The following is a 22611-nucleotide window of genomic DNA, read 5'->3' as shown; positions in this document are numbered from 1 at the left end:
GCGCAGGTACGTACAGTTCCCACTGTGACGAGACGGCCGGGCCGCGCGTGACACCCGACGCGCGCCGCGTCCTGTGAGCCACCCCACAGGCCCTCGCCCGCATGGCCGACGATCAGCCGTGGCAGACTGAAGCTGTACTGACATAAGAGCAGCAGCGCACTCCGGGGTCGGTGTAATTCCGAACCGGCGGTAACAGTCCGCGACCCGTCCGCAGCCAGCGGCCGGTTGAGCAGGTGAAATTCCTGCACCGACGGTGAAAGTCCGGATGGGAGGCAGTGCGCGGCGGGCGAGCTTCGGTACACCGCCGTCGGCGGCGCGTCGGGTCGTATCCCGGCGAGCCCCCCTTTTCCGGCCGCGGTGTCCCCGTGGCCTCGTTTCCGCTTCTGTCGTCCAGACAGCCCCGGAGTCCGTGCCCGAAGAGGCAGGAGGACCCGGTGGCCACCGCAGCCCCCGACGAGACCGCGGCGATGCGCCGGGCCATTGAGCTCGCCGCGCGCGGCCTCGGACACACCAGCCCCAACCCGGTGGTCGGCTGTGTCGTCCTGGACTCCTCCGGCCGTACCGCCGGTGAGGGCTGGCATCAGCGGGCCGGCGGGCCGCACGCCGAGATCCACGCGCTGCAGGCGGCGGGCGAGCGGGCCCGGGGCGGCACCGCACTGGTCACCCTCGAACCCTGCAACCACACCGGCCGCACCGGCCCCTGCGCCCAGGCGCTGATCGACGCCGGGATCGCCCGGGTCGTCTACGCCGTCGCCGACCCGAATCCGACCGCCACCGGCGGCGCCGTCACCCTGGCCGAGGCCGGCATCGACGTCGAGGGCGGACTCCTCGCCGACGAGGCCGCGGCCGGCAACGAGGCCTGGCTGACCTCGGTCCTGCGCCACCGCCCCTTCGTGCTGTGGAAGTACGCCGCCACCCTCGACGGCCGGATCGCCGCCGCCGACGGCACCAGCCGCTGGATCTCCTCGCCCCGGTCACGCGCCGACGTCCACCGGCTGCGCGCCGCCGCGGACGCCGTCATCGTCGGCTCCGGCACCGCCCGCGCCGACGACCCCCAGCTCGGCGCCCGGATCGCCGGCCTCGGCGACGACGAGATCAGCCAGCCGCTGCGGGTCGTCGTCGACTCCGGCGCCACCGCCGTCAAGGCCGGCGCCCGCGTCCTGGACGGCACCGCACCCACCCTCATCGCGGTCGCCGAGGACGCGGACGCCACCCACCTCGAAGGACTCGCCCCGCTCCTCCGGCTGCCCCGCGCCGCCGGCGGCCGCGGCCTGCACATCCCCGCCCTGCTGACGGCCCTGTACGAGCGGGACGTCCGCTCCGTACTCCTCGAAGGCGGGCCCACGCTCGCCGGGGCCTTCCTCGCCGCCCAGGCCGTCGACAAGGTCGTCGGCTATCTCGCCCCGGTGCTGCTCGGCGCCGGACCGGCCGCCGTCGGCGACGCCGGAATCACCACCATCGCCCAGGCGTTGCGGCTCGACGTGACCGACATCGAACGGCTCGGCCCCGATCTGCGCATCACCGCAACCCCCATCCGCCATGCCCCTGCTGAGCATGCCCGCCACGAGGAGAACTGAAGTGTTCACCGGAATCGTCGAAGAACTGGGTGCGGTCGTCGCCGTCGAGGACCTCGGCGACAGCTCCCGTTTCCGACTGCGCGGCCCCGTCGTCACCGAGGACGCCAAGCACGGCGACTCCATCGCCGTCAACGGTGTGTGTCTGACCGTCGTGGAGACGGAGAACGGGGAATTCACCGCCGATGTGATGGCCGAGACCCTGAACCGCTCCAGCCTCGGAGCGCTGGCCGCCGGCTCCCGGGTCAACCTGGAGCGCCCGATGGCGCTCGGCGGACGGCTCGGCGGGCACCTCGTCCAGGGCCATGTCGACGGCACCGGCACCCTCGCCGAACGCACCCCGGGCGAACACTGGGAGCTCGTCAAGATCGCGCTGCCCGCCACGCTCGCCCGGTACGTCGTCGAGAAGGGCTCCATCACCGTCGACGGCGTCAGCCTGACCGTCGTCGAGGCCGGGGACGACTACTTCACCATCAGCCTCATCCCCACCACGCTCGACCTGACCACCCTGGGCATCAAGCGGGTCGGCGACCCCGTCAACCTCGAGGTCGACATCCTCGCCAAGTACGTCGAGCGGCTGCTCGGCCGGGGCTCCGGCGACCTCGAAGACCTCGAAGACCTCGCGGAGATCAAGGAGATGGACCGTTGAGCGCCCTCGGCTGGCTGAACGGCGAGGCCTTCACGGCCTTCGGACAGCACGTCATCTGGTCGGACATGGTCGGCAACACCATCGGCCTGGTGGCCCTCGCCCTCGGCTGGCGGCGGTCCATATGGACCTGGCCCGCCCAGTTCCTCTCCGGCGTCGTCCTCGTCGCCGCCTACGCCTCCGCCCACCTCAGCGGCGGCATCGGCAAACAGCTCCTGGTCATCGGCGTCGCGCTGTGGGGCTGGCGGCAGTGGCAGCGCGGCCGGCAGCAGGCGCAGGACGGCTCCATCGCCGTACGGTTCGCGAGCTGGCGCGAACGCGCTGTCCTGATCGCCGGTACGGCCCTGGGCACCGCGGCCGTCGGCACGCTGTTCACCCTGCTCCCGCAGCTGTCCTGGAACCCCTGGCCGGACGCCTACATCTTCGTCGGCACGCTCGCCGCGATGGTCTCCCAGGCGCGCGGCCTGGTCGAGTTCTGGTTCGCCTGGCTGCTGGTCGACATCGTCGGCGTCCCGCTCGCCTTCGCCAGCGGCCTCGCCTTCTCCGGCTTCGTCTACGTCGTCTATCTCGCCCTCGTCGTGTGGGGCATGCGCGACTGGTGGGTGCGCTCGCGCGCCGCTGCTCGCCCCGTCCTGGAAGGAGCAGCGGCATGACCGCACTGCAGAGCTGGTACGAGTCCGACGACCTGGCGCTGGACCCCGTCGAACGGGCCATCGCCGACATCGCCGACGGCCGCCCCGTCGTCGTCGTGGACGACGAGAACCGCGAGAACGAAGGCGACCTCGTCATCGCGGCCGAGAAGGCCACCCCCGAGATCGTCGCCTTCATGATGAGCGAATGCCGGGGACTGATCTGCGCCCCCATGGAGGGCCCGGAGCTGGACCGGCTGGAACTCCCCCAGATGGTCGAGAACAACACCGAGTCGATGCGGACCGCCTTCACCGTCTCCGTCGACGCCACCGCCGCGCACGGCATCTCCACCGGCATCTCCGCCGCCGACCGCGCCACCACCCTGCGGCTGCTCGCCTCCGGCGACTCGGTGGCCGGCGACTTCGTCCGGCCCGGCCACATCTTCCCGCTGCGCGCCCGGCCCGGCGGCGTCCTGGTCCGCAACGGCCACACCGAGGCCGGCGTCGACCTCGCCCGGCTGGCCGGACTGCGCCCGGCGGCCGCCATCGTCGAGATCGCCGGCGAGGACGGCACGATGCTGCGGCTGCCCGAGCTGGTGCCGTTCGCCCGTAAGCACGGCCTGGCGATCATCTCCATCGAGGACCTGATCGCCTACCGCCGCACCTCCACCCCCACCGTCCGCCGCGAGGCCGAGACCCGGCTGCCCACCGCGCACGGCGAGTACACCGCGTACGGCTACCGCTCCACCGTCGACGGCGTCGAGCACATCGCGCTGGTCGCCGGCGAGATCGGCGACGGCGAGGACGTCCTGGTCCGGGTCCACTCCGAGTGCCTGACCGGCGACATCTTCCACTCGCAGCGCTGCGACTGCGGCCCCCAGCTGGAGGCCTCGCTGGAACGGATCACCGAGGCCGGACGCGGCGTGGTCATCTACCTCCGCGGCCACGAAGGCCGCGGCATCGGACTGCTGTCCAAACTGCGCGCCTACGAACTCCAGGAGCGCGGCCGCGACACCCTGGACGCCAACCTCGAACTGGGGCTGCCCGCCGACTCCCGCGACTACGCCGCGGGCGCACAGATGCTCCAGGACCTGGGCGTGCGCTCGCTGCGTCTGATGACCAACAACCCCGACAAGACCGCAGCCCTGGTGCGGCACGGCCTGACGGTCACCGGCCGCGAGCCGATGCCCGTCCAGGCCGGCGAGCACAATCTGCGGTACCTGCGCACCAAGCGGGACCGCATGGGCCACGACCTGCCCTGGCTCTCCGAAGCAGGCACCGGCTCCACCGGAGCGGCCGACGCCGCACCCCCTGCCGGCGCGACCACCTGCGGCAACCAGTAACCAGCAGTCAGCACACCACCACCCCCATCACCCGTACGAGGAGAACCGTGAGCGGCAAGGGCGCACCCGAACTGACCGTGAAGAACTGTGGCGACCTGCGGGTCGCCGTGATCGCCGCCCAGTGGCACGAGCAGATCATGGACGGCCTGGTGGACGGCGCGCTGCGCGCCCTGACCGAGCTGGGCATCGACGAGCCGACCCTGCTGCGGGTGCCCGGCGCCTTCGAGCTGCCGGTCGTCGCCAAGGTCCTGGCCGGCCGCGGCTACGACGCCGTGGTCGCGCTCGGCGTCGTCATCAAGGGCGGCACCCCGCACTTCGACTACGTCTGCCAGGGCGTCACCCAGGGGCTGACCCAGGTCTCCGTGGACACCGGCGTCCCCGTCGGCTTCGGCGTGCTGACCTGCGACACCGAGCAGCAGGCCCTGGACCGCGCCGGCCTTCGGGGCTCGACCGAGGACAAGGGCCACGAAGCGGTCACCGCGGCCGTCGCCACCGCGGCCACACTGCGCACCGTCTCCGAACCCTGGCGCTGAGGCGAGGGGGCGACCGCGTAGGGTAGGCGTCACCATGTCCAAGAAGACTTTCGAGGAGCTCTTCGCCGAGCTCCAGCAGAAGGCCGCCACCGGCGACCCCGCGACCTCCCGCACCGCCGAACTGGTGCAGGCCGGTGTCCATACCATCGGCAAGAAGGTCGTCGAAGAGGCCGCCGAGGTCTGGATGGCCGCGGAGTACGAATCCGACGAGGCCGCCGCCGAGGAGATCTCCCAGCTCCTCTACCACCTCCAGGTGATGATGATCGCCAAGGGAATCTCCCTCGACGACGTCTACGCCCACCTCTGATCCACCCCCCGCTCCCACCTCAACTCCCTTCAGCTGCAAAGGAACCTGCACTCATGCTGCGCATCGCTGTCCCCAACAAGGGTTCACTGTCCGAGCCTGCGTCGGCGATGCTGCATGAGGCCGGCTACCGCCAGCGCAAGGACCGCAGGGAACTGGTCCTGGTCGACGCCGAGAACGAGGTCGAGTTCTTCTTCCTGCGCCCGCGCGACATCGCGGTCTACGTCGGCTCCGGCAAGCTCGACATCGGCATCACCGGCCGCGACCTGCTGCTGGACTCCGGCTCGCAGGCCGAGGAGATCATGCAGCTCGGCTTCGCCGGCTCGACGTTCCGCTACGCCACCCGCCCGGGTACGGCCAACGACGTCAGCGAGTTCGGCGGCATGACGATCGCCACCTCGTTCGCCGGCCTGGTCGGCAAGCACCTCGCGGACAACGGCGTGGACGCCTCCGTCGTGCACCTCGACGGCGCCGTCGAGACCGCCATCCAGCTGGGTGTCGCCGAGATCATCGCCGATGTGGTGGAGACCGGCACCACCCTGCGCAACGCCGGCCTGGAGATCATCGGCGAGCCGATCCTCACCTCGGAAGCGGTCGTCATCCGCCGCGCCGGCGCCCCCGAGGACGACCCGAAGGTCCGCCAGTTCCTGCGCCGTATGCAGGGCGTCCTGGTGGCCCGCCGGTACGTGATGATGGACTACGACATCCGCGTCGAGCACGTCGAGAAGGCCGTCGCCCTCACCCCCGGCCTGGAATCGCCCACCGTCTCCCCCCTGCACCACGAGGGCTGGGTCGCGGTCCGCTCGATGGTCCCGTCCAAGGAGGCCCAGCGCATCATGGACGAGCTCTACGACCTCGGCGCCCGCGCGATCCTCACCACCGGCATCCACGCCTGCCGGCTCTGACCGCCCTCCCTCAAGCTCTCGACTTCTCGAGCGGGGGGACCCCCATGAGCAGGGGGGACCCCCATCCCCGCCAACGACGGAAGACCGACGACGTGTCCGCGCCTGCATCCGTGCCCGCCCTCCCGGTGACTTTCCGGCCGGCCCGTACCCGGGCCGTCCTGTACACCGCGGGCATCGCCCAGCTCGCCGCCCTGACGGCGATCGCGCTGCTGCTGCCGAAGCTGACCGGCGGCGAGCGCCTGAGCTTCGTCGGTACGGGGCTGCTGATCCTGGCCGTCCTTCTGCTGCTCGCCCGCCCCAAGGTGGTCGCGCGGCAGGAGGGCCTCACCGTCGTCAACCTCACCACCCGGCGCGAACTGGCCTGGGCCCAGGTGGTGCGGGTCAACCTCCGCCAGGGCGACCCCTGGGTCCACCTCGACCTCGCCGACGGCACCAGCCTGCCCGCGATGGGAATCCAGCCCGGCATCGCCCGCGAAGCCGCCATCCGTGACGCCCGCGCCCTGCGTGAACTCGCCGAGAACCACGGCACCGGCGACCACACGGCCGGGTGAGCCTGCCCTAATCCGGGCCTGGCTGTTTACTCTGTTCTCCGGGACGCGCCGTGCGTCCCGCCCCTCAGTGGGCCACCTGCGAACCGAGGAGTGACTCCCTCCGGCAATGGACGGATCGTCCTGTAGTACCTGCGCCGCCCCTCCCCAACCCCCGCATACCACGGAGGCGGCGGCATGACCGGCCCCCTGCTGCTGCTCGCGGCGGCCCTCGTCCTGATCCTGGCCAACGGATTCTTCGTCGCCGCCGAGTTCGGCCTCGTCACCGTCGAGAAGGCGGACGCCGAGCGCGCCGCGGCCGACGGCGACCGGCGCGCCGCGACCGTCGTCTCCGCGCTCCGCGAACTCTCCTTCCAGCTCTCCGGCACCCAACTGGGCATCACGATCACCTCCCTGGTGGTCGGCATGCTGGCCGAGCCCGCGCTGGCCGGGTTGCTGGACGGCCCGCTGCGCGCCATCGGCCTGCCCGAGGCCGCGGCGCCCGGTGTCGCCGTCGTCCTCGGCATGCTGCTGGCCTCCGCCGTCCAGATGGTCGTCGGCGAGCTGGTCCCCAAGAACTGGGCGGTCTCCAAGCCGCTCCAGGTCGCCCGCTTCGTCGCCGGTCCGCAGAACGCCTTCTCCCGCTTCTTCCGCCCGGTGATCACCCTCCTCAACACCGTCGCCAACCGCCTCGTCCGCGCGCTCGGCGTGGAGCCGACCGATGAGCTGGCCTCCGCCCGGACGCCCGGCGAACTGGTCTCGCTCGCCCGGCACTCCGCCCAGGCCGGCGCCATCGAACAGGACACCGCGGACCTTTTCGTCCGCACCCTCACGCTCGGCGACCTGACCGCGGAGAACGTCATGACACCGCGCGTACGGGTCAGCGCCCTGCAGGCCTCCGCGACCGCCGAGGACGTGGTGAACCTCACCCGCGCCACCGGCCTGTCCCGCTTCCCCGTCTACCGCACCCGGCTCGACGAGGTCGTCGGCATGGTCCACCTCAAGGATGCGCTGGCCATCCCGGTGCACGAGCGGCTGCGCACCCCCGCGAGCCGGATCGCGGTACCGCCGCTCCTGGTCCCCGAGACGCTGCCGGTGCAGCCGCTGCTGGAGCGGCTGCGCAGCGAACAGCCGATCGCGGTCGTCGTCGACGAGTACGGCGGCACGGCCGGTGTGGTCACCCTGGAGGACATCATCGAGGAACTCGTCGGCGAGGTCCGCGACGAACACGACGGGGTGGACCTGCCCGAACTGGGCCAGGCCCCGGCCGAGGACGGCCGCCCCGCCTGGGACGCCGACGGCGGCTGCCGGGTCGACATGCTGCGGCGGATCGGCCTGGAGGCACCCGACGGCCCGTACGAGACGGTGGCCGGACTGGTGGCACACATACTCGGCAGGATCCCGGCGCCCGGCGACACCGCCGAACTCGACGGCTGGCGGCTGCGGGTCCGGCTGGTCTCCCACCACCGCGCCGAGCGGATAAGGATCGTACGGACCGGACCCGCCGCCGTGCCCGCCGCGGCGACCGCCGCTCCGCTCGCCGCGGAGGCGGCCCGATGACCCTGGCCCAGCTTCTCTTCGCGATACTCCTCGTGCTCGCCAACGGCTTCTTCGTCGGTGCCGAGTTCGCCCTGGTCTCGGTGCGCCGCAGCCAGATCGAACCGCTGGCGACGGAAGGCTCCAAGCGGGCCCGCCAGGTCCTGCACGGCCTGGAGAACCTCCCGCAGATGATGGCCGCCGCCCAGTTCGGCATCACCGTCTGCTCCCTGACCCTCGGCGCGGTCGCCGAACCGACCGTCGCCGGCCTCCTGGAGCCCGCCTTCGAGGCGATCCACCTCCCCGAGGCCCTCATCCACCCCCTCGGCTATGTCATAGCCCTGGCGCTGGTGGTCTTCCTCCACCTCGTCATCGGCGAGATGGTCCCCAAGAACATGGCGATGGCGGCGCCCGAGAAGACCGCCCTGTGGTTCAGCCCCGGCCTGGTCGCCTTCGCGCGGCTGTGCCGCCCGGTCACCGCGCTGCTCGGCGCCTGCGCCCGTGGTGTGCTGCGGCTCTTCCGCGTCGAGCCCAAGGACGAGGTCGAGGCGGTCTTCACGAGCGAGCAGCTGACGCATCTGGTCGAGGACTCCGGCCAGGCGGGCCTGCTCGAACCGGAGGAACAGGAACGGCTCTCCGACGCCCTGGAGCTCGGCAGCCGCCCCGTCACCGACGTCCTCCTCGACCGGGCGGGCCTGATCACCGTCGATCCGACGGTGACGCCCCGCCAGGTGGAGGAGCTGACCGTCAAGACCGGCTACTCCCGCTTCCCGGTCTGCGCCCCCGGCGGCGCGTACATGGGCTATCTGCACGTCAAGGACGTCCTTGATCTGGAGGAACGCGACCGCGCGGTCCCGCAGCGCATCTGGCACCCGATGGCGACCCTGCGCGCCGAGCTTCCCTTGGACGACGCCCTGACGGCGATGCGCCGGGCCGCCTCCCACCTGGCGGCGGTCGCCGACGGGACCGGCCGGGTGCTCGGCCTGGTGGCGCTGGAGGACGTCCTGGAGATGCTGGTCGGCGAGGTCCGCGACCCGTCCCACCGCCGCACCCCCGCGGCCCGCGCCGAACGCGTCGCCGCCCCGCGTGCCCTGCCGGAGGGGGACCGGGCGCTGGCGGGGTGATGAGGTGACGGGGCGATGAGGTGACGGGCGGGTACGTCCGGGGCGCACGGCCCGGGGCCGTGTGGGTACGCCGCCCGGGCAGCGGCCGGTCGGGTATCGGCTGACCGGGGAGTGTCCGAGGGGCGGTGTCCGACCGGTAAGGGTTCGCCGACCGGAGTCCGACCGGCCGGTGCCTGGCTGGTCGGGGTCTCGTCGGGCGGTGTCCGACCGGCCGGTGCCTGGCTGGTCGGGGTCTCGTCGGGCGGTGTCCGACCGGCCGGTGCCTGGCTGGTCGGGGTCTCGCCGACCGGCGTCCGACCTGCCGGTGTCTGCCTGGCCCGGGCTTCGCCGGGCAGCGTTCGGCCGGGCGTCGGCCGGCTGGGCAGCGGCCTGTCGATCAGGCGGTCCCCCCCGGGGAATACCGCCCGGCACCGCCGCGTTGTGGCCCCGCAGGGGGCGCTCGCAACCCCTACGGGATCCGTTCGACCACCCCTGAGGCCCAGTTCCCCTTGCCCGCTACAGGTCCAGCCCCCTGGGCGGCGGCCCCTGCGTACCCGGCCCGCGCCCGGACAGCACCTCCCCGTACGCCTGCATCAGATCGGGCAGCCGCAGCGTGGCGAGGTCGTCGCGGGACGGGGTGCCGCGCCAGGTGGACAGCCGCAGATCGCGGTAGGCGCAGCTCTTCTCGTACAGGGTGCGCAGAAACCGGCCGTTGCCGAGCTCGTCGATCCAGCCCTGGTCGACGACATGGCCGCTGATGCTGCACAGCTCGTCGCGGGCCTCCTCGTCCCAGCGGTCGCCGTTCTCCGCGGCCAGCACCTCGCCGATGGCGGTCAGTTCCAGCGGGCGGTAGCTGGGGAAGTCGACGCGGCTGGTGAAGCGGGAGGACAGTCCCGGGTTGGCGGCCAGGAGGCGGTCCATGCCCTCCGGGTAGCCGGCCAGGATGACGACGAGCCGGTCGCGGTTGTCCTCGGCGCGCTTGAGGAGCACCTGGAGGGCTTCGTCGCCGTACGCGTCACCCTTGCTGTAACCGGAGTTGGACAGGCTGTACGCCTCGTCGACGAACAGCACCCCGCCCAGCGCCGAGTCGATCAGCTCATTGGCCTTGACGGCGGTCTGGCCCAGGAACTCGCCCACCAGGTCGGCGCGTTGAGCCTCCACGAGATGATCACCGCCGAGCAGCCCCAGCGCGTAGAAGACCCGCCCGAGTATCCGGGCCACGGTGGTCTTGCCGGTGCCGGAGGGCCCGGAGAAGACGAAGTGCCGTTTGGGCGGCGCCACGGGCAGCCCCTGGCTCGCGCGCAGCCGCGCCATCCGCAGCTGCGCCGACAGCGCCCGCACCTGCCGCTTGACCGGCTCCATGCCGACCATCCGCTCCAGCTCGGCCAGCGCCTTCTCCAGCAGCACCGGATCGGCGGGGCCGGCGGGCAGCCGCTCGGCGCCGCGCGGGCCGGGCGCCGCGGCCTTGATCCGTGCGGTGGTGCCGCTCCCGGGCGGCGGACCGCCGAGGTCGGGATCGGTGACCTCCGGCCCGTCCGGCTCACCGGTCGCCAGCAGCTCCCGGCCGTCCACGGGGTCGAGGGGGGCGAGCGGGTCCAGATCGCCGGCCGCCTCCTGGCCTGCGCCCGAGGCGGAGACCGTTGCGAGGCCGGGGCCCTCGTCCAGGCCGTCCGCCTCGGCGATGGCGGCGAGCCGCGCCGCGGTGTCCATGAACGCCCGGTCGACGCGGTGCACCGCGCGGTAGAGGGGGAGGGCCGCGGCGCTGCGGCCGGTGCCCTCGTGGGCGCGCGCGAGCCAGTAGCGCAGCTCCTTGCGCTGCGGCTGCTCGCTGCGGCAGCGCATCAGCGCGGTGGCCAGCAGCGGCTCGGCCTGCCCGTACATCTCCAGCCGTACGCGCGCCATGCCGCCGAACAGTCCCGCCTCGATACCCAGCACCGGGTCGGCGAGCAGCGGCTCGGTGTGCCGTACGAGCTGGTCCCAGTCCTTGACGAGGTAGGCGCGGCAGGCGTGCAGAAAGCGGACCTGGGGGTCGGTGTCGACCGGCGGGCAGCCGGCCAGCGCCTGGTCGAGTTCGGCGACATGGCGGCCGTCGAGCCAGTGGGAGGCGTGCGCGAGCAGCAGATCGCGGCCGGTCTCCAGCACCGGCTGGACCCACCAGCCCAGCCAGTACCAGGAGTTGAGGGTGCGTCGGTGGCGGGTGCGCTGTTCCCCGAAGCGCTCGCGGTGCTGGTGCATCCGCAGCAGCGCGATGGAGGTGTCGGCGCGCAGCGCGTGCAGTCCGAGCCAGGCGTCGGCCATCGTGGGATCGAGCCCGACCGCGGCCCGGAACTCCTCCTCGGCCTGCGGATACGCGCCCACGGTGTAGGCGTCGACCGCGCGCAGCCAGGCGAGTTCGGCCGGGGCGGGCGAGCCCTGAGTGCCGAAATCCATCCCGTCCCCCCACAAAACGTCCCCCCGAGGTGTGCGCCGCCGGGTGTGTGCCGGACCGCCGCCGCCCGAACCGTCGTACGGCGGGCGGGAGTTGTCCGTCGCGGCACGCACAGCGGTCCGGGCCCTGTACAGGCACAGACACGCATCGTACCCGCGGGATCGGTGCAGGCCGAAGAGGGCGGCACGGGGGAGAGCGGCGGGAGCGGTGGCGCTTTGCGGCGCGAAGAGTATGGTCACCGAGGGTGAGGATCGGGCGGCCTCTGGCGGCCCGGAGAGGGGATCCCGGAGGGATTTCGCACAGAACGAAGCCCCCGATCACGGGGGAACAACCGGGGGCTTCGCGTCTGCGGGCGGTCCGTTGAACCGCACATTGAGAACGTAAGTCCTGTACGCCCCCTAGGTCAAGCCGAGTTGGCGCACTCGGCGGGACCCTGTCGTCACCTCCCCGCGTCCCGGCCGTATGCCGTTACGGAGGGTGAAATCCGGGGGTGATCATGAGCCTCCGGACGGCCCCACACGTACCTCGTACCCCAGCTGTCCCTGGTGAACCAGGAGATCCGCGTATGGACGTGAGGGGTCCGCCGCAAAGTGCCGGCGCTCCGCACGGATCCAGCCATCCCAGAAGACCGAAAGGCCCGGCCCGTCCCGGAGTTGACCCCTTTCCCATGAGTGTTCGCGCGCCAGTTCCATCCACAGAAGACATGCCAGATACGGACGCAGCGCACGACGGCCGCTGCCGACGCCCTCGATCAGCACCACGGGCGCGGGAGCCACCTCCCGCCGCTCGGTGAATGCGCGCCGGACCCAGTCGTAGACCCCGTAGTGCCCGCTCTCGCCCCGGGACAGCGGCTCCGCCACCTGCTCCCGGAACCGCTCGTCCCAGGTGAACAGCTCGTCATGGGTGGCCAGATCGTCGGTGTGCACCACCGGCGCCCCGCCGAGCGCATCCGCCAGCCGGGCGGCGAAGGTGCTCTTGCCCGACCCCGCGTGCCCGTCCACCGCGATCAGCCGGACCGGCCCGCAGGAGGGCGGCAGGGCGCGCAGCCGGGCGGCGAGCGGGGTCAGATCGTGTTCCACCCCGTCAGCGTACGTCAGTGGTCCACACCAATATTCCTGCGGCGACGCGCGCCGAACCGCTGGCCGAAGCCCGTGGTGAACGGAGATAGTTGGGCCATCGCTGTCATGCACGTGCCCGCCCGCTGTCCCGGCCCGACCCCTTGCACCCGATCGCCCGCATCCGACTGGGGGACCTCCATATGACCAGCTCCGCACCCCGGCGCACCGTCCTGGCCGCCGCGCTCGCCGCCGCGGCGGGCGCCACCCCCTTGGCGCATGCCGCCGAGGAGCCCCGGACGGCCCCTCGTACCGCCACGGGTGCCTCCGAGGAGAGCGCCGCGCCCCGCAGATCGAAGAGCCTCGTGGACTATCACGCCTCGACCACCGCGGCCGACTGGCACGCGGGCAAGCACCTGGGCACCGGCGTCGCGCACGGCGCCCGCCCCGGCATCCGTATCACGCGGCCCCAAGGCACCGTCGACTACCAGGACCCGCACACCGGCAAGACCGCCACCTGGGAGTACGCCACCTGGACCGCCCCGGTGCGCACCCTGAAGGTCCCGGCCACCGAGGTCGTCGCCTCCTGGAACGCGCACACCCCGGCCGGCACCTGGATCGCCGTGGAGCTGCGCGGGACGTACACGAATGGTGGCCACACCCCCTGGTACGTCATGGGACGGTGGACGTCGGGCGACGGCGAGGGCGACATCCGCCGGACCTCCGTCGACGACCAGAAGGACGGCACGAGCAGCATCTCCACCGACACCTTCGCCATCGACACCCCTTCGAGCGGCCTCCGCCTGGCCTCGTACACGCTGCGGGTGACCCTCTACCGCAAGCCCGCCGGCTACCGCAGGCCCACCGGCTGGCTCACCCCGACCGTGTGGCGGCTGGGCGCCATGGCATCCGACATCCCCGACCGCTTCGAGGTGCCGGCCTCCGAGCCCGGCCTGGTCGGCCGGGAGCTGGCCGTGCCGCGCTACTCGCAGGAGATCCACAAGGGGCAGTACCCGGAGTACGACAACGGGGGAGAGGCATGGTGCAGCCCCACCTCCTCCCAGATGATCATCGAGTCCTGGGGCCGCAGGCCCACCGCCGAGGACCTGGCCTGGGTCGACCCCGCCTACGCCGACCCCCAGGTCTGCCACGCAGCCCGGCACACCTTCGACTACCAGTACGAGGGCTGCGGCAACTGGCCCTTCAACGCCGCCTACGCCGCCACGTACGAGGGCCTCCAGTCGGTCGTCACCCGCCTCAGCTCCCTCACCGACGCCGAGCGCCTCGTCCACGCGGGCATCCCGGTCATAACGTCCCAGTCCTTCCTCAAGACCGAGCTGGACGGCGCGGGGTACGGCACCGCCGGCCATCTGATGACCGTCATCGGCTTCACCAAGGCCGGCGACGTCATCGCCAACGACCCGGCGTCGCCCAGCGACCAGGCCGCACGGCGTGTCTACAAGCGCCGGCAGTTCGAGAACATCTGGCTGAGGACGAAGCGCTACGACGAAAAAGGCAAGGTCAGAAGCGGTAGCGGAGGTGTCTGCTACCTCTACTTCCCGGCTAGGCCAGCACCAACTCAGCGCCGGGTGCTGTGGCAGCTGGGAATCCGCTGAGCATCTGCACCCCGAAGGTGGCCTCGATGATCTGACGGCAGCGCTTGCTGCCGTCGAGGGTGAGGTGGCCGTAGCGGTCCACCGTGATCTTGATGGAGCTGTGGCCCGTCCACTGCGACACCTCGTGGAGGGGCACACCGTTGCTCAAGGTCACGGTGGCCCATTTGTGCCGCAGGTCGTGCGGGTTGCAGTCGAGAAGCCCGAGGCGCTTCAGGGCGCGATCCCAGGACTTACGGAAAAGTTCCGGGTGGATCATGCCTCCGGCCTGATTCCGAATGGGCAGCCTTTCGGCAATCGGCTCCAGGGTGGCGGGCGCGGTATATCGCGCCATGCGCCCTCTTTCCGATGCTTCAACGGGGCGTAGAGGGCAACGTACTTGCCTGAGGAATTCTTGATACGTACAACCTGCCGTCGGCAACGCAACGTGCCGTCGGCGATGTCCTCCCGAAAGACTCCCAGTGACTCTCCGATTCGCAACCCGCAGCACGCCATGACCCACACAGCAGGCTCCAGGCGTGGACCAATCTCTTTGGCCAAGGCTGAAATCTCATCGAAGTTGGGAAGTGACCTCTCATCCACTTGCATGATGGGGTTGGCGGGCCTCTCAGCCCGCTTGACCGGATTCTCGCGGATCCTCTTGTGGCGAACCGTGTGAGAGAACATCCCTGACAGGGCAATGCGGCGGGAATCTATCGTGTTGGGCATCGCGCCCGGCCGGCGCCAGAGCGCGTGCAGCTCCTCCACGTCGGCTGCAGTGACCTGGGAGATGGTCTTCTTCCCCAGCTGCGGGAGGACGTGAAGACGAATGATGCGCTCGTAGGACTCCTCCGTGCCGGCAGCCATGGGCTTCAGAGCGAGCCAGTCGGCCGCATGGCGCCGCACCGACACCTTGCCGGCAGCTGGATCGACGTAGCTGTTCTCCCGCTTGTCGTTCACCATCTTGGTGGCGAAATCCACCGCGTCCTTCTTGCGGTCGAACGCCTTCTCACGCTGCCGAGCGCTACGCCCACCGGGCTCCCGGTACCGTACGAGCCATCGCTTGCCGGGCGCACCAACACCTTTGTCCACTACCGTCGCCAATTCCGTGCCAATCCGTCCGAGCGTCACCGACGGGTCTTCCCGCCAGGGTGTGTTGTTGTAGCTCGGAATTCCGGCCGCGCCAAATGCAGGCTCGGGTTGATGATTTGGCTACGCGGCAACTCGGGAGAGAGCCTTGAGTTGCGTCATCGACGATGGGGCGCCGAAGCGTGCCATCGAAGCGCTCTGCAGCGTCCGTGCGGCCGCAGGGTTGGGGCGACAGTTGGTGTAGCGGACGAATATTGCACGGAAAGGAGCATAATTATCATGGGATGTCCCAGTTAAGCGCGCGGAGGGAAGTTCGCGGTCGTCGCGAGCAATGCTCGGCTTCCCATGTCCGGCTCGGTCAACCGACGACGTGGCTGGGGCTCCTCGCGAAAGGCCCTGGGCGTGCCGCAGATGTCAGAGGTCGAGCTGTACCCGGCGTACAGGCCAACTCGTCCGCCCTCACCTGGGGCTTCACTTCGGATAGGGCCTCTGACCTGCATCGGAGGCCCTTTCTGACCTTTCAAGCGCTTGCCGCGTTAGGCAGCCGAAAGTCCCTTGAAAGTCCCTCTGACGGGGCTGAAAGTCCCTGAAAAATCCCAGAGGTAGGCAGCTGTCGAAGGCGTCTGAGCAGCCGGTCCAAGCGCCGATCCACCTCTGTCTGCGCGGAGAGCACGCCGTAAAGAGTCCCCCTCCGTTGCCCCACGACGACTCACCTCCGCCTGCGCGGAGAGCACCCTGAAGCGAGAAATGCGGCATTCGCGACGATCGACTCACCTCCGCCTGCGCAAAGAGCACCCCCGCCCTCGTCGGCGGGGCGCTTTGCTGTTCGACTCACCTCCGCCTGCGCGGAGAGCACCCTTCGCGACCTGCATAGTTAGAAGGGCTTTGCTACTTCTTGACCTATTCCCTCGGGGGCTTCGCGGTGTCGGAAAGCGACGAGTGTGAGTCCGTCGAAGTCGCGTACGTGCCGATGTCGTTGGCCGGCTGTCCGTAGGGTGAAGCCTTGTTCGTTGTTGGCGGGGTAGGCGAGGACTGCGATGCCGTCGGCAACGCAGGCGCTGACGGCATTCCAGAGTTCGTCTCTGACTTTCGCGGAGACTGTGCCGACGTAGAGCTCTGGTGTTACTTCCAGGAGCCAGCGTGTCAGTGCACCTCGCAGATGGTCGGGGACGGCGGTCATGGTGAGGGTGATCATTGATGGCATGTGATGCCTCGTTGCGTTGTGGCTATCGCCCGTCGGCGGCGTAGTTGACGCCCCCGGGGATGACTCCCGAGATCGGGTCCCAGAGGTCTACCAATTCTTCTTCTGAGTCGGGCTGTTCGCGGGATTCGTCGGGATTGATGAGGTGCTGGATGTCGGAGACGATGCGGGGCATGAGGCGGAACAGGCGTAGGCGGTCGCGGAAGCTGCGACGGGCTGCTTGTTCGGGCTGGGGAGTGTTGTGCAGGGTGAAGGCGAGCGGGATGGTCAGTTCGGCTTTGTAGAGGTCGGCGATGTCGTAGACGAAGGCTTGCTGATTGCCGCTGTGGACGAATCCCAGGGCGGGGGAGCAGCCCATGGAGACGATGGCTGCGTGGACGATGCCGTACAGGCAGGTATTGGCGGAGGACAGGGCGAGGTTGACGGGGTCTTGTTCGTCCCATTTCGCAGGGTCGTAGACGCGTTTGAAGCGGCCGATTTTGTGTTGTTGGGCGAGGAGTTTGTAGAGGGCTTTGAGGCGTTGGCCCTCCAGGCCGCGGAGGCTGGTGAGGGTGGTGCCGGGTGGGACGGTCCCGGGACCGAAGCGGTGCTCGTACATGCGGGTGGCGACGGCGAGGCGTTCGTTGTCGTTGGCCCAGGCGCGGGCTTGGTGTTCTAGCCAGCGGGTGCTGAGGGAGTCGGGGATGGTGGCGCTGTAGGTGCGGACGCCGCCGGCGCCGGTTGCGATGACGCTGGTGCCGTGGCGGACGAGGGTTGTCAGGGCGCGTGCGGTAATGCTGGTGCCGGGGCCGAGAAGCACGCAGCTGAGGGCTGCGGTGGGCAGGTAGACCAGTTCGGTGCCTCGTTGTTCTGTGGTGACGACGGCGCAGACGCCGGTGTCGTCTTGCTGGACCCGCACGATGTCGAGGTAGAGGAAGGAGAGGGAGTCGGCGATGCGGGGAAGCATGGCGACGGTGGGTGCGGCGAGTTTGCGTCGTGCGGCCGGCTGTTCGGTCATGTGGACCGTCCGGTTGCGGGGGCCAGGGTGAGGAGGCCGCAGCCGTATGCCTTGCCGCGTCCGATGCCGTCGAGGATGCGCCGGCGCAGCAGGTCGGCGTCTTTGATGCGCGCGGTGCCGTCGAACCTGGTGCGGGCGTGGATGACGGGGCGTTTGTCGCCGGCGCGGGTGCCGCGGGCGGTATCGAGCGGGGTGGAGTGCGCGGCGTCCAGGTGGAGGCCGCTGTTTTCCTCAGCTTGGCGTTGCCACCACTGGTCGGCGTCGGCTCCGGTGAGCGGTATGGCTGTTGGTGCTCCGGTGGCGGCGCGGGTGGTGTGCCCGGGTTTGCGTACTGCGTTGGCTGTGATGCGGTACCTGACGGTGAGGCCGGGCCGTAGTGCGTGCAGGAGGGGGCTGAGGTCCTTGGTGGCGGCGTGGCCGTAGGTGGCGGGGAGCCGGTTCAGGTCGGGGCGGACCTGGCTTTGCAGGAGGATGGCGGGGGAGGAATCGTTGTCCTCGGTGCGGAAGAGGACTCCCAGCCGCTGGCGGGCCTGGGGCCCTATGCCGTCTGGGAAGAGCTTCATGAGGCGGTGGTGCATGCTGACGGCGTTGGCGAGGTCACGTCGTACCTCGTGGGCGGCCAGGTTGGGCAGGATGCGGGTGAGCCACAGGGTGGTCATCGCGCGGCTCCTTTGCGGCGGACATCGTCGGTGTAGGCGGCGAGGGCGTTGAGGTAGGCGGTTCCCATGCCGGCGCACTGGTCGTTCGGCAGGGTGAGGGTGCGCTGGTAGACGTCACGGGCGCGGAAGGTTCGGCCACCTGGCGCACGGCCTTGTGGGTCGTCGTTGATCTCGCTGACGGCTGCGGTTCCGTCGACCGCTTCGCTGCTGTTGTGTTCGCCGGCCGTGTGAGGGGCGGGCAGCTGGTTGAGGGGGGCGTCGCCTTGGAAGGCGATGCGGGTGGGGCGTGTGCCGGGGTGCCGTGACAGGGGCAGGTACACCAGGTGGTGCAGGGGCTGCGTCCACAGGCCGATGAGGAGCGGGCCTTCCGGGGGGCAGGAGCGGCGCCCTAGGTAGGGCGGCCAATGGGGGTGGAGCAATGCTTCGTGGCAGGCATCCAGGATGTGCTGGGGGCCGGTGAGGCATGCAATGAACGCCGCATCGGCCAGGTAGGAGCGGTGGGTGAGGAGCGTGCTCTGCAAGGGCGGTCGCTTTTTGCCCTCGGCGGTGGTGACCGTCAGTTTCGACGGCAGGCCGCCGCCGACGGTGTGCAGGTCTCGGAGCACTACGCCGGGACGGTCTGAGCGTGTTACGAGCGAGAGCCGTGCCAGGTCGTCCACCGGCTCGCTGCGCTTGCGGCCGAGGCAGGCGGCGAGCAGGCCGATGACACCGGAGCGCGTCGGGTGGGGGGCAGTGTCACGTTCGTTGTAGTGACTGCGCGTTCCCCAAGACTGCAGCGGCCCGGCCAAGTGCAGCAAAAGCCCTGGCGCGGCAGGGTCAGGGACACTCACGCGGTCTCGCCACCCAGCGCCGCGGTGACGGCCTCGGTGATGAGCTGGCCGAAGGAGTCCGCACGTGAGCCCAGGCCGGACAGCTCCTTGTCATCCACGCTCGCCCATCCGGCGTGCAGCACGCCGCGTGGGCCCAGCAGACGTCCGGCCGCCTGGGCATATTGGGACAGCGCCTGCCGCGAGGGCTGGGCGAATCCACCGCTGCGGTCGGCGCCCACCGGCTTCTCGAATGCTGCGGCGTACGACAGTGGACGGTCGGTGCGGACACTGATCTGCACCAGGTCGGGGATGGTGTGCGGGGCGGTCGAAGTCTTCTTCGCTTCGGGCAGAGACAGCATGAACGCTTCAGCGAACGCAGCCGTCAGGGTGCGACCGGCGTCCACGTCGCCGCCGATGTTGCGCAGGAGGTCGGCCAGGTCAAGCGTGGCGAAACGGTAGAACACCCCCGCGCTGAATTCGTTGCTGCCCAGGTGGGCGCTGCCAGCTGTGTCACGCCAGGCATCGGTGATGTCGTCGACCGCGGCGAAATAGTCGATCTCCACGTCGGTGCCGTGCGTGGTGAGCGCATGGGCAACCTGTACAGCCCCGTCGACGCCTGCGTCATCGATCTCGGCGAGCATGCGGCCGAAGAGGTTGATGACCCCGTTGCGGCTGCGCAGTACTGCATCGATGTCGTCCTGTGGCAGGACGCTCTTGACGCCCTTCTTCATGTCCTTGGCCTTCTCGATCAGCTCACGGTGTGTTTCCGCGAGTTGTGCGAGTTCGGCGATGGCGATGTCTGGGACGTAGACCATGGCGTTGGTGCTCCAGGCCGGGTCGTCCTGGGAGGGAGGGTCGGCCTTGATGCTGCTGCCCGCAGCAATGTGCTGGCCGGCACGCCGCGCCAGGTCTTTGGGCCAGCCGCGTTCCTCGCTGAGCAGCCGCTCCACGCTCTCGCCGAACCGACGGGTGCGCAGAGCCTGTTCGCCGATGGTGCGCTGGAAGTAGCGGCGGACGGCACGCTTCCAGCACTGGCTGCTGACCCGGGTGCGTTCACAGTTGCCGTACTCAACCCTTTTGACCGAATTCGTGTCGTCGCGGTTCAAGTTGGCGTAAGGGACGCTCTGCAGTACGTGGATGTCGAGAAACCGCCCCGGGACGTCGGGAAGAGCGGTGATGGTGCCGGTCATGAGGAGTCTCCTTGAAAGGCGGGGTTAGTTGGGGGAGAGGTCACGTACCGGAGTTTTCGTCGCCGGAGCCGGAGGATGGTTCAGCGGCGCCGTCGGCTCGACGGGCTGCTTCGAGAGCGGCTGCGTTGAGGCCGCGGTGGAAGTCCTGCAACCAGCGGCGTGTGACACGACGACGCTGCTGTGGCCAGCTCCGCAAGTCGACCAACAGCCGCGCCCAGTCCGGCGGGCTGTTCCGGTCACACAGCTGCCGTGCCGCAGCCGGCAGGTGACGGTGCACACCGGAGACGCTCTGCTTGCTCAGCAGATTCAAACGCGTCTCCGCAGTGTTCTCGCGGATGCCGTTGCGTGGACCGGCAGCGACGGCCGCGGCGTAGGCGGCACCGAGGCTTACGCCGAAGTGTTCACGCCGCCGCGCTTCGGCCGCCGCGCCGTTCACGGGCTGCGCCAGATCAGCATCATCGGTCGGGCATGTTGTGCTGCCCTTCTGCATGGACGCGTCGTCGGCAGCGGGAAGTTGGCTGGATGCGCCCGCGAGCTCGTCACCTGGCTGTTCGCCCGTCTCCTGCGACGATCCTGTGGTGCCGGGCCGGTGGTAGGCGGCGATCAGGGCAGCCACCGTGTAGAAGGCCCGTTGACCGTCCTCGTCGTTCAGTACGGCCGGTGGGAGGCGGGGAGCGACGATGCGGTGCATCCGCGGCACGTTGTCCAGATCTTTGCCGACGCCGCTGCGCAGGGCGGAGCGAGATCCGCCGTCGTTGGCGGTCGCGGCGATGATGCCGCCGACGAACGTACGGGCTTGAACCAACCATGGAGATGGGCCGTATTGAGGCTCGGCGGGCACAGTCGGTTCGGGGGAGTTGTCGGTCATCTGGGTTCTCCAGCAGGCAAGGGTGGCTATGGACCTGGGGTCTTCTTGGGGCGGCCTCCATAGAGCTCGATCCGCGCGGACTCACAGGCCCGTGCGCCTCGCGCGGTGCCGGCTGCGGTCTTCGTGACCTGGTCATAGATGCGTTCCGTGATGGACCGGAATACCTGGGCGGCACCTTCGAAGTGCCGCTGTTGCAGCCGCTGCCAGAACTCCGACTCGGCGGCCGGCCAGTAATGCGCGGCCGCAGCGGCCGACCAGGCGCAGTCCTCCGCCTTGGCGGTATTGCTGAACAGCGCCCACGCCTTCTTGACAGCACGGTCCAGACGCCGACCGGCGCGCTCTCCGGCGAGCCGCAGGTCGCCGACCAACCGCGCCTGGATGCCGTCGCGCTCCTCCATCAACTGAACGACGGGCGGGGTGATCGCCGATACGACCTGCTTATCTTTGGCCTGGCCCTCCTGGTCGATGCCCAGCGCCTGTATCCGCAGGCCCTGCTCGTCGTCGAAGACATCGATCGCCGTGGGAATGACCGGTGGCCGACGGGTTTCCACGCCGGGTGGCTCTTTGAGCAGCAGAGCGTCCAGATCACGCCACAGGCCGCGTCGGCAGTCGGCATAGCGGGCGTAGCGGTTGCCCGCTTGGCTCGTCTGCCAGATCACATAGTCGTCATCGCGTGGGATGCGCTCGCGATACGCCCAGCTGATGTATGCGTTCACCGTCTGGGCGCCCTGCGCGTCGGGGACCAGGAGCAGCGCATGCTGGTTGTGGCCGACCAGCTTCGACATCGGTCCGGTGACGGCCCCTTTGAGGGTGAGTGGGTCGGTCGGAGTGTCGCGCTCCCAGGGACAGGGATCCTCGGCGCGAACGTAGCGTCGTGCGCGGTCGGGTTCCGGCAGACCGGCCAACAGCGTTTCGAACAGCGTGCGTCCCAGCGGGTGGTAGGACAGTGCGCTGCGCAATGGTCCTGCGGTGGAGTTCGCTTCCTTCGTGCCCCGTACGGTGCGTGCTGCGCAGCGACCGGACGGGCCGTAGTAGCGCCAGACGATCAGGTGCTGCAGTGCCTGCGCTGGAGAGACGGGGTGCGGTCGTGCGTCGACGCTGTGCTGGAACCAGGCGTGGTTGGAGCCGGAGGGCCTGGTAGTGACGAGCTTGTTGAGCCCGGCCGGCTTGTCGCACTCCTCCGTCAGACGCGGGTCCTGGAGAAAGGGATGCGCCGGGTCGTAGAGGCGGAAGCGGTCCGGGTACGCACCGAAGTAGCGGTCGACGTCGGCCGGATCGAAGTGCCCCAACTGCACGATGGCGTCGCGCTCTGCGTGCCAGTTGTCGGAAACGTCGAGCTCGGTGATGCGGGCGGTCAGTGCGTACAGGATCCGATACAGCCCGGATAGGGCCGGCGGCAGCGGTATGGCCAGAGCACTGATTTCGTGCGCGCGTAAGAACAGCTGCCGCAAGCCGACAGCCTCCGGGTGGTCGCCCCCTGGCGCCGTATCCGTCCAACGGACTGGAAAGTCCGGCTCGGTGAGCAGATCGTGGAGTTCAGCAGACATGTCACCTCTACGACGAAGGGTTTCAGTAAGCTCGTCCACCTCCCCGCGAGAGTGGGGGTGACCCGCGTGATGGAGG

Annotated in this window: 22 protein-coding genes and 1 riboswitch; of the genes, 11 read left to right on the top strand and 11 right to left on the bottom strand. The window is 69.9% G+C overall.

Features of this window, described 5'->3' with window-relative positions:
• The first annotated feature begins 152 nt into the window (after positions 1-152).
• Positions 153-283: riboswitch (FMN riboswitch) on the top strand.
• 151 nt (positions 284-434) lie between these two features.
• The 10 genes from ribD to ACIGWZ_RS18750 all read left to right on the top strand — a co-directional run bounded on the left by ribD (position 435) and on the right by ACIGWZ_RS18750 (position 9121).
• Positions 435-1577, top strand: a complete 1143-nt coding sequence (gene ribD / locus ACIGWZ_RS18795; protein ID WP_400065940.1) for a bifunctional diaminohydroxyphosphoribosylaminopyrimidine deaminase/5-amino-6-(5-phosphoribosylamino)uracil reductase RibD — start codon at positions 435-437, stop codon at positions 1575-1577.
• 1 nt (position 1578) lies between these two features.
• Positions 1579-2223, top strand: a complete 645-nt coding sequence (locus tag ACIGWZ_RS18790; RefSeq protein ID WP_400065938.1) for a riboflavin synthase — start codon at positions 1579-1581, stop codon at positions 2221-2223.
• Positions 2220-2873 (top strand): nicotinamide riboside transporter PnuC, encoded by a 654-nt coding sequence (locus ACIGWZ_RS18785; protein ID WP_400065936.1) that lies wholly within the window; start codon positions 2220-2222, stop codon positions 2871-2873. The genes ACIGWZ_RS18790 and ACIGWZ_RS18785 overlap by 4 nt, the downstream gene beginning before the upstream one ends.
• Complete coding sequence (locus tag ACIGWZ_RS18780; RefSeq protein WP_400065934.1) at positions 2870-4192, top strand: bifunctional 3,4-dihydroxy-2-butanone-4-phosphate synthase/GTP cyclohydrolase II; 1323 nt, start codon at positions 2870-2872, stop codon at positions 4190-4192. The genes ACIGWZ_RS18785 and ACIGWZ_RS18780 overlap by 4 nt, the downstream gene beginning before the upstream one ends.
• A gap of 47 nt (positions 4193-4239) precedes the next feature.
• Entirely contained in the window at positions 4240-4725 is a 486-nt protein-coding gene (gene ribH, locus ACIGWZ_RS18775; RefSeq protein ID WP_400065932.1) for a 6,7-dimethyl-8-ribityllumazine synthase, read from the top strand.
• Between the two features lie 34 nt (positions 4726-4759).
• Entirely contained in the window at positions 4760-5032 is a 273-nt protein-coding gene (locus ACIGWZ_RS18770; RefSeq protein ID WP_400065930.1) for a phosphoribosyl-ATP diphosphatase, read from the top strand.
• 53 nt (positions 5033-5085) lie between these two features.
• Positions 5086-5934, top strand: coding sequence for an ATP phosphoribosyltransferase (gene hisG / locus ACIGWZ_RS18765; RefSeq protein WP_400065928.1), 849 nt, complete (start codon positions 5086-5088; stop codon positions 5932-5934).
• Positions 5935-6026: 92 nt separating this feature from the next.
• Positions 6027-6485 carry a PH domain-containing protein gene (locus tag ACIGWZ_RS18760; protein ID WP_400065926.1) on the top strand — a complete coding sequence of 153 codons (459 nt, stop codon included), beginning with the start codon at positions 6027-6029 and terminating at the stop codon, positions 6483-6485.
• A 174-nt stretch (positions 6486-6659) separates the two neighbouring features.
• Positions 6660-8021 carry a hemolysin family protein gene (locus ACIGWZ_RS18755; RefSeq protein WP_400065924.1) on the top strand — a complete coding sequence of 454 codons (1362 nt, stop codon included), beginning with the start codon at positions 6660-6662 and terminating at the stop codon, positions 8019-8021.
• Positions 8018-9121 carry a hemolysin family protein gene (locus ACIGWZ_RS18750; protein ID WP_400065922.1) on the top strand — a complete coding sequence of 368 codons (1104 nt, stop codon included), beginning with the start codon at positions 8018-8020 and terminating at the stop codon, positions 9119-9121. Before ACIGWZ_RS18755 ends, ACIGWZ_RS18750 begins: the two co-directional genes overlap by 4 nt.
• A 495-nt stretch (positions 9122-9616) precedes the next feature.
• Here ACIGWZ_RS18750 and ACIGWZ_RS18745 read toward each other — a convergent pair whose 3' ends face one another.
• Positions 9617-11530 carry an AAA family ATPase gene (locus ACIGWZ_RS18745; RefSeq protein ID WP_400065920.1) on the bottom strand — a complete coding sequence of 638 codons (1914 nt, stop codon included), beginning with the start codon at positions 11528-11530 and terminating at the stop codon, positions 9617-9619.
• A gap of 492 nt (positions 11531-12022) precedes the next feature.
• The gene (locus tag ACIGWZ_RS18740; protein WP_400065918.1) at positions 12023-12607 is read right to left on the bottom strand and encodes a uridine kinase; all 585 of its coding nucleotides are present in this window, start codon (positions 12605-12607) and stop codon (positions 12023-12025) included.
• A gap of 179 nt (positions 12608-12786) precedes the next feature.
• On the opposite strand from ACIGWZ_RS18740, the gene ACIGWZ_RS18735 reads away from it, so the two are divergent.
• Complete coding sequence (locus ACIGWZ_RS18735) at positions 12787-14199, top strand: peptidase C39 family protein (protein WP_400065916.1); 1413 nt, start codon at positions 12787-12789, stop codon at positions 14197-14199.
• Here ACIGWZ_RS18735 and ACIGWZ_RS18730 read toward each other — a convergent pair.
• From ACIGWZ_RS18730 to casA, 9 genes are all read right to left on the bottom strand, one after another.
• Entirely contained in the window at positions 14147-14455 is a 309-nt protein-coding gene (locus ACIGWZ_RS18730; protein WP_400065914.1) for a tyrosine-type recombinase/integrase, read from the bottom strand. The genes ACIGWZ_RS18735 and ACIGWZ_RS18730 overlap by 53 nt on opposite strands.
• A complete protein-coding gene (locus tag ACIGWZ_RS18725; protein WP_400065912.1) occupies positions 14452-15306 on the bottom strand; it encodes a tyrosine-type recombinase/integrase in 855 nt (284 codons plus the stop codon). The genes ACIGWZ_RS18730 and ACIGWZ_RS18725 overlap by 4 nt, the downstream gene beginning before the upstream one ends.
• 832 nt (positions 15307-16138) lie before the next feature.
• Positions 16139-16468, bottom strand: coding sequence for a type I-E CRISPR-associated endoribonuclease Cas2e (cas2e, locus tag ACIGWZ_RS18720; protein WP_400065910.1), 330 nt, complete (start codon positions 16466-16468; stop codon positions 16139-16141).
• Positions 16469-16490: 22 nt separating this feature from the next.
• Positions 16491-17462, bottom strand: a complete 972-nt coding sequence (cas1e, locus tag ACIGWZ_RS18715; RefSeq protein WP_400065908.1) for a type I-E CRISPR-associated endonuclease Cas1e — start codon at positions 17460-17462, stop codon at positions 16491-16493.
• Entirely contained in the window at positions 17459-18121 is a 663-nt protein-coding gene (cas6e, locus tag ACIGWZ_RS18710) for a type I-E CRISPR-associated protein Cas6/Cse3/CasE (protein ID WP_400065906.1), read from the bottom strand. The genes cas1e and cas6e overlap by 4 nt, the downstream gene beginning before the upstream one ends.
• Complete coding sequence (gene cas5e / locus ACIGWZ_RS18705) at positions 18118-18951, bottom strand: type I-E CRISPR-associated protein Cas5/CasD (protein WP_400065904.1); 834 nt, start codon at positions 18949-18951, stop codon at positions 18118-18120. Before cas5e ends, cas6e begins: the two co-directional genes overlap by 4 nt.
• Entirely contained in the window at positions 18948-20120 is a 1173-nt protein-coding gene (gene cas7e, locus ACIGWZ_RS18700; protein ID WP_400065902.1) for a type I-E CRISPR-associated protein Cas7/Cse4/CasC, read from the bottom strand. The genes cas5e and cas7e overlap by 4 nt, the downstream gene beginning before the upstream one ends.
• Positions 20121-20160: 40 nt before the next feature.
• Positions 20161-20988: a type I-E CRISPR-associated protein Cse2/CasB gene (gene casB / locus ACIGWZ_RS18695; RefSeq protein WP_400065900.1), complete on the bottom strand. Its 828-nt coding sequence runs from the start codon at positions 20986-20988 to the stop codon at positions 20161-20163.
• A 26-nt stretch (positions 20989-21014) separates the two neighbouring features.
• A complete protein-coding gene (casA, locus tag ACIGWZ_RS18690; protein WP_400065898.1) occupies positions 21015-22535 on the bottom strand; it encodes a type I-E CRISPR-associated protein Cse1/CasA in 1521 nt (506 codons plus the stop codon).
• Between the last annotated feature and the right edge of the window lie 76 nt (positions 22536-22611).

The sequence above is a fragment of the Streptomyces sp. NPDC053427 genome, from assembly GCF_044544985.1.
In the GTDB taxonomy this organism is placed as follows: Bacteria; Actinomycetota; Actinomycetes; order Streptomycetales; family Streptomycetaceae; genus Streptomyces.
This window is presented reverse-complemented; position numbering and strand designations above follow the sequence as displayed.

Coding starts and splice junctions, on each gene's coding strand:
- ACIGWZ_RS18745 (WP_400065920.1), bottom strand. CDS start 11,530: ATGGATTTCGGCACTCAGGGCTCGCCCGCCCCGGCCGAACTCGCCTGG.
- cas7e (WP_400065902.1), bottom strand. CDS start 20,120: ATGACCGGCACCATCACCGCTCTTCCCGACGTCCCGGGGCGGTTTCTC.
- ACIGWZ_RS18780 (WP_400065934.1), top strand. CDS start 2,870: ATGACCGCACTGCAGAGCTGGTACGAGTCCGACGACCTGGCGCTGGAC.
- ACIGWZ_RS18755 (WP_400065924.1), top strand. CDS start 6,660: ATGACCGGCCCCCTGCTGCTGCTCGCGGCGGCCCTCGTCCTGATCCTG.
- ACIGWZ_RS18750 (WP_400065922.1), top strand. CDS start 8,018: ATGACCCTGGCCCAGCTTCTCTTCGCGATACTCCTCGTGCTCGCCAAC.
- cas6e (WP_400065906.1), bottom strand. CDS start 18,121: ATGACCACCCTGTGGCTCACCCGCATCCTGCCCAACCTGGCCGCCCAC.
- cas1e (WP_400065908.1), bottom strand. CDS start 17,462: ATGACCGAACAGCCGGCCGCACGACGCAAACTCGCCGCACCCACCGTC.
- casA (WP_400065898.1), bottom strand. CDS start 22,535: ATGTCTGCTGAACTCCACGATCTGCTCACCGAGCCGGACTTTCCAGTC.
- cas2e (WP_400065910.1), bottom strand. CDS start 16,468: ATGCCATCAATGATCACCCTCACCATGACCGCCGTCCCCGACCATCTG.
- ACIGWZ_RS18770 (WP_400065930.1), top strand. CDS start 4,760: ATGTCCAAGAAGACTTTCGAGGAGCTCTTCGCCGAGCTCCAGCAGAAG.
- ACIGWZ_RS18730 (WP_400065914.1), bottom strand. CDS start 14,455: ATGATCCACCCGGAACTTTTCCGTAAGTCCTGGGATCGCGCCCTGAAG.
- ACIGWZ_RS18735 (WP_400065916.1), top strand. CDS start 12,787: ATGACCAGCTCCGCACCCCGGCGCACCGTCCTGGCCGCCGCGCTCGCC.
- hisG (WP_400065928.1), top strand. CDS start 5,086: ATGCTGCGCATCGCTGTCCCCAACAAGGGTTCACTGTCCGAGCCTGCG.
- casB (WP_400065900.1), bottom strand. CDS start 20,988: ATGACCGACAACTCCCCCGAACCGACTGTGCCCGCCGAGCCTCAATAC.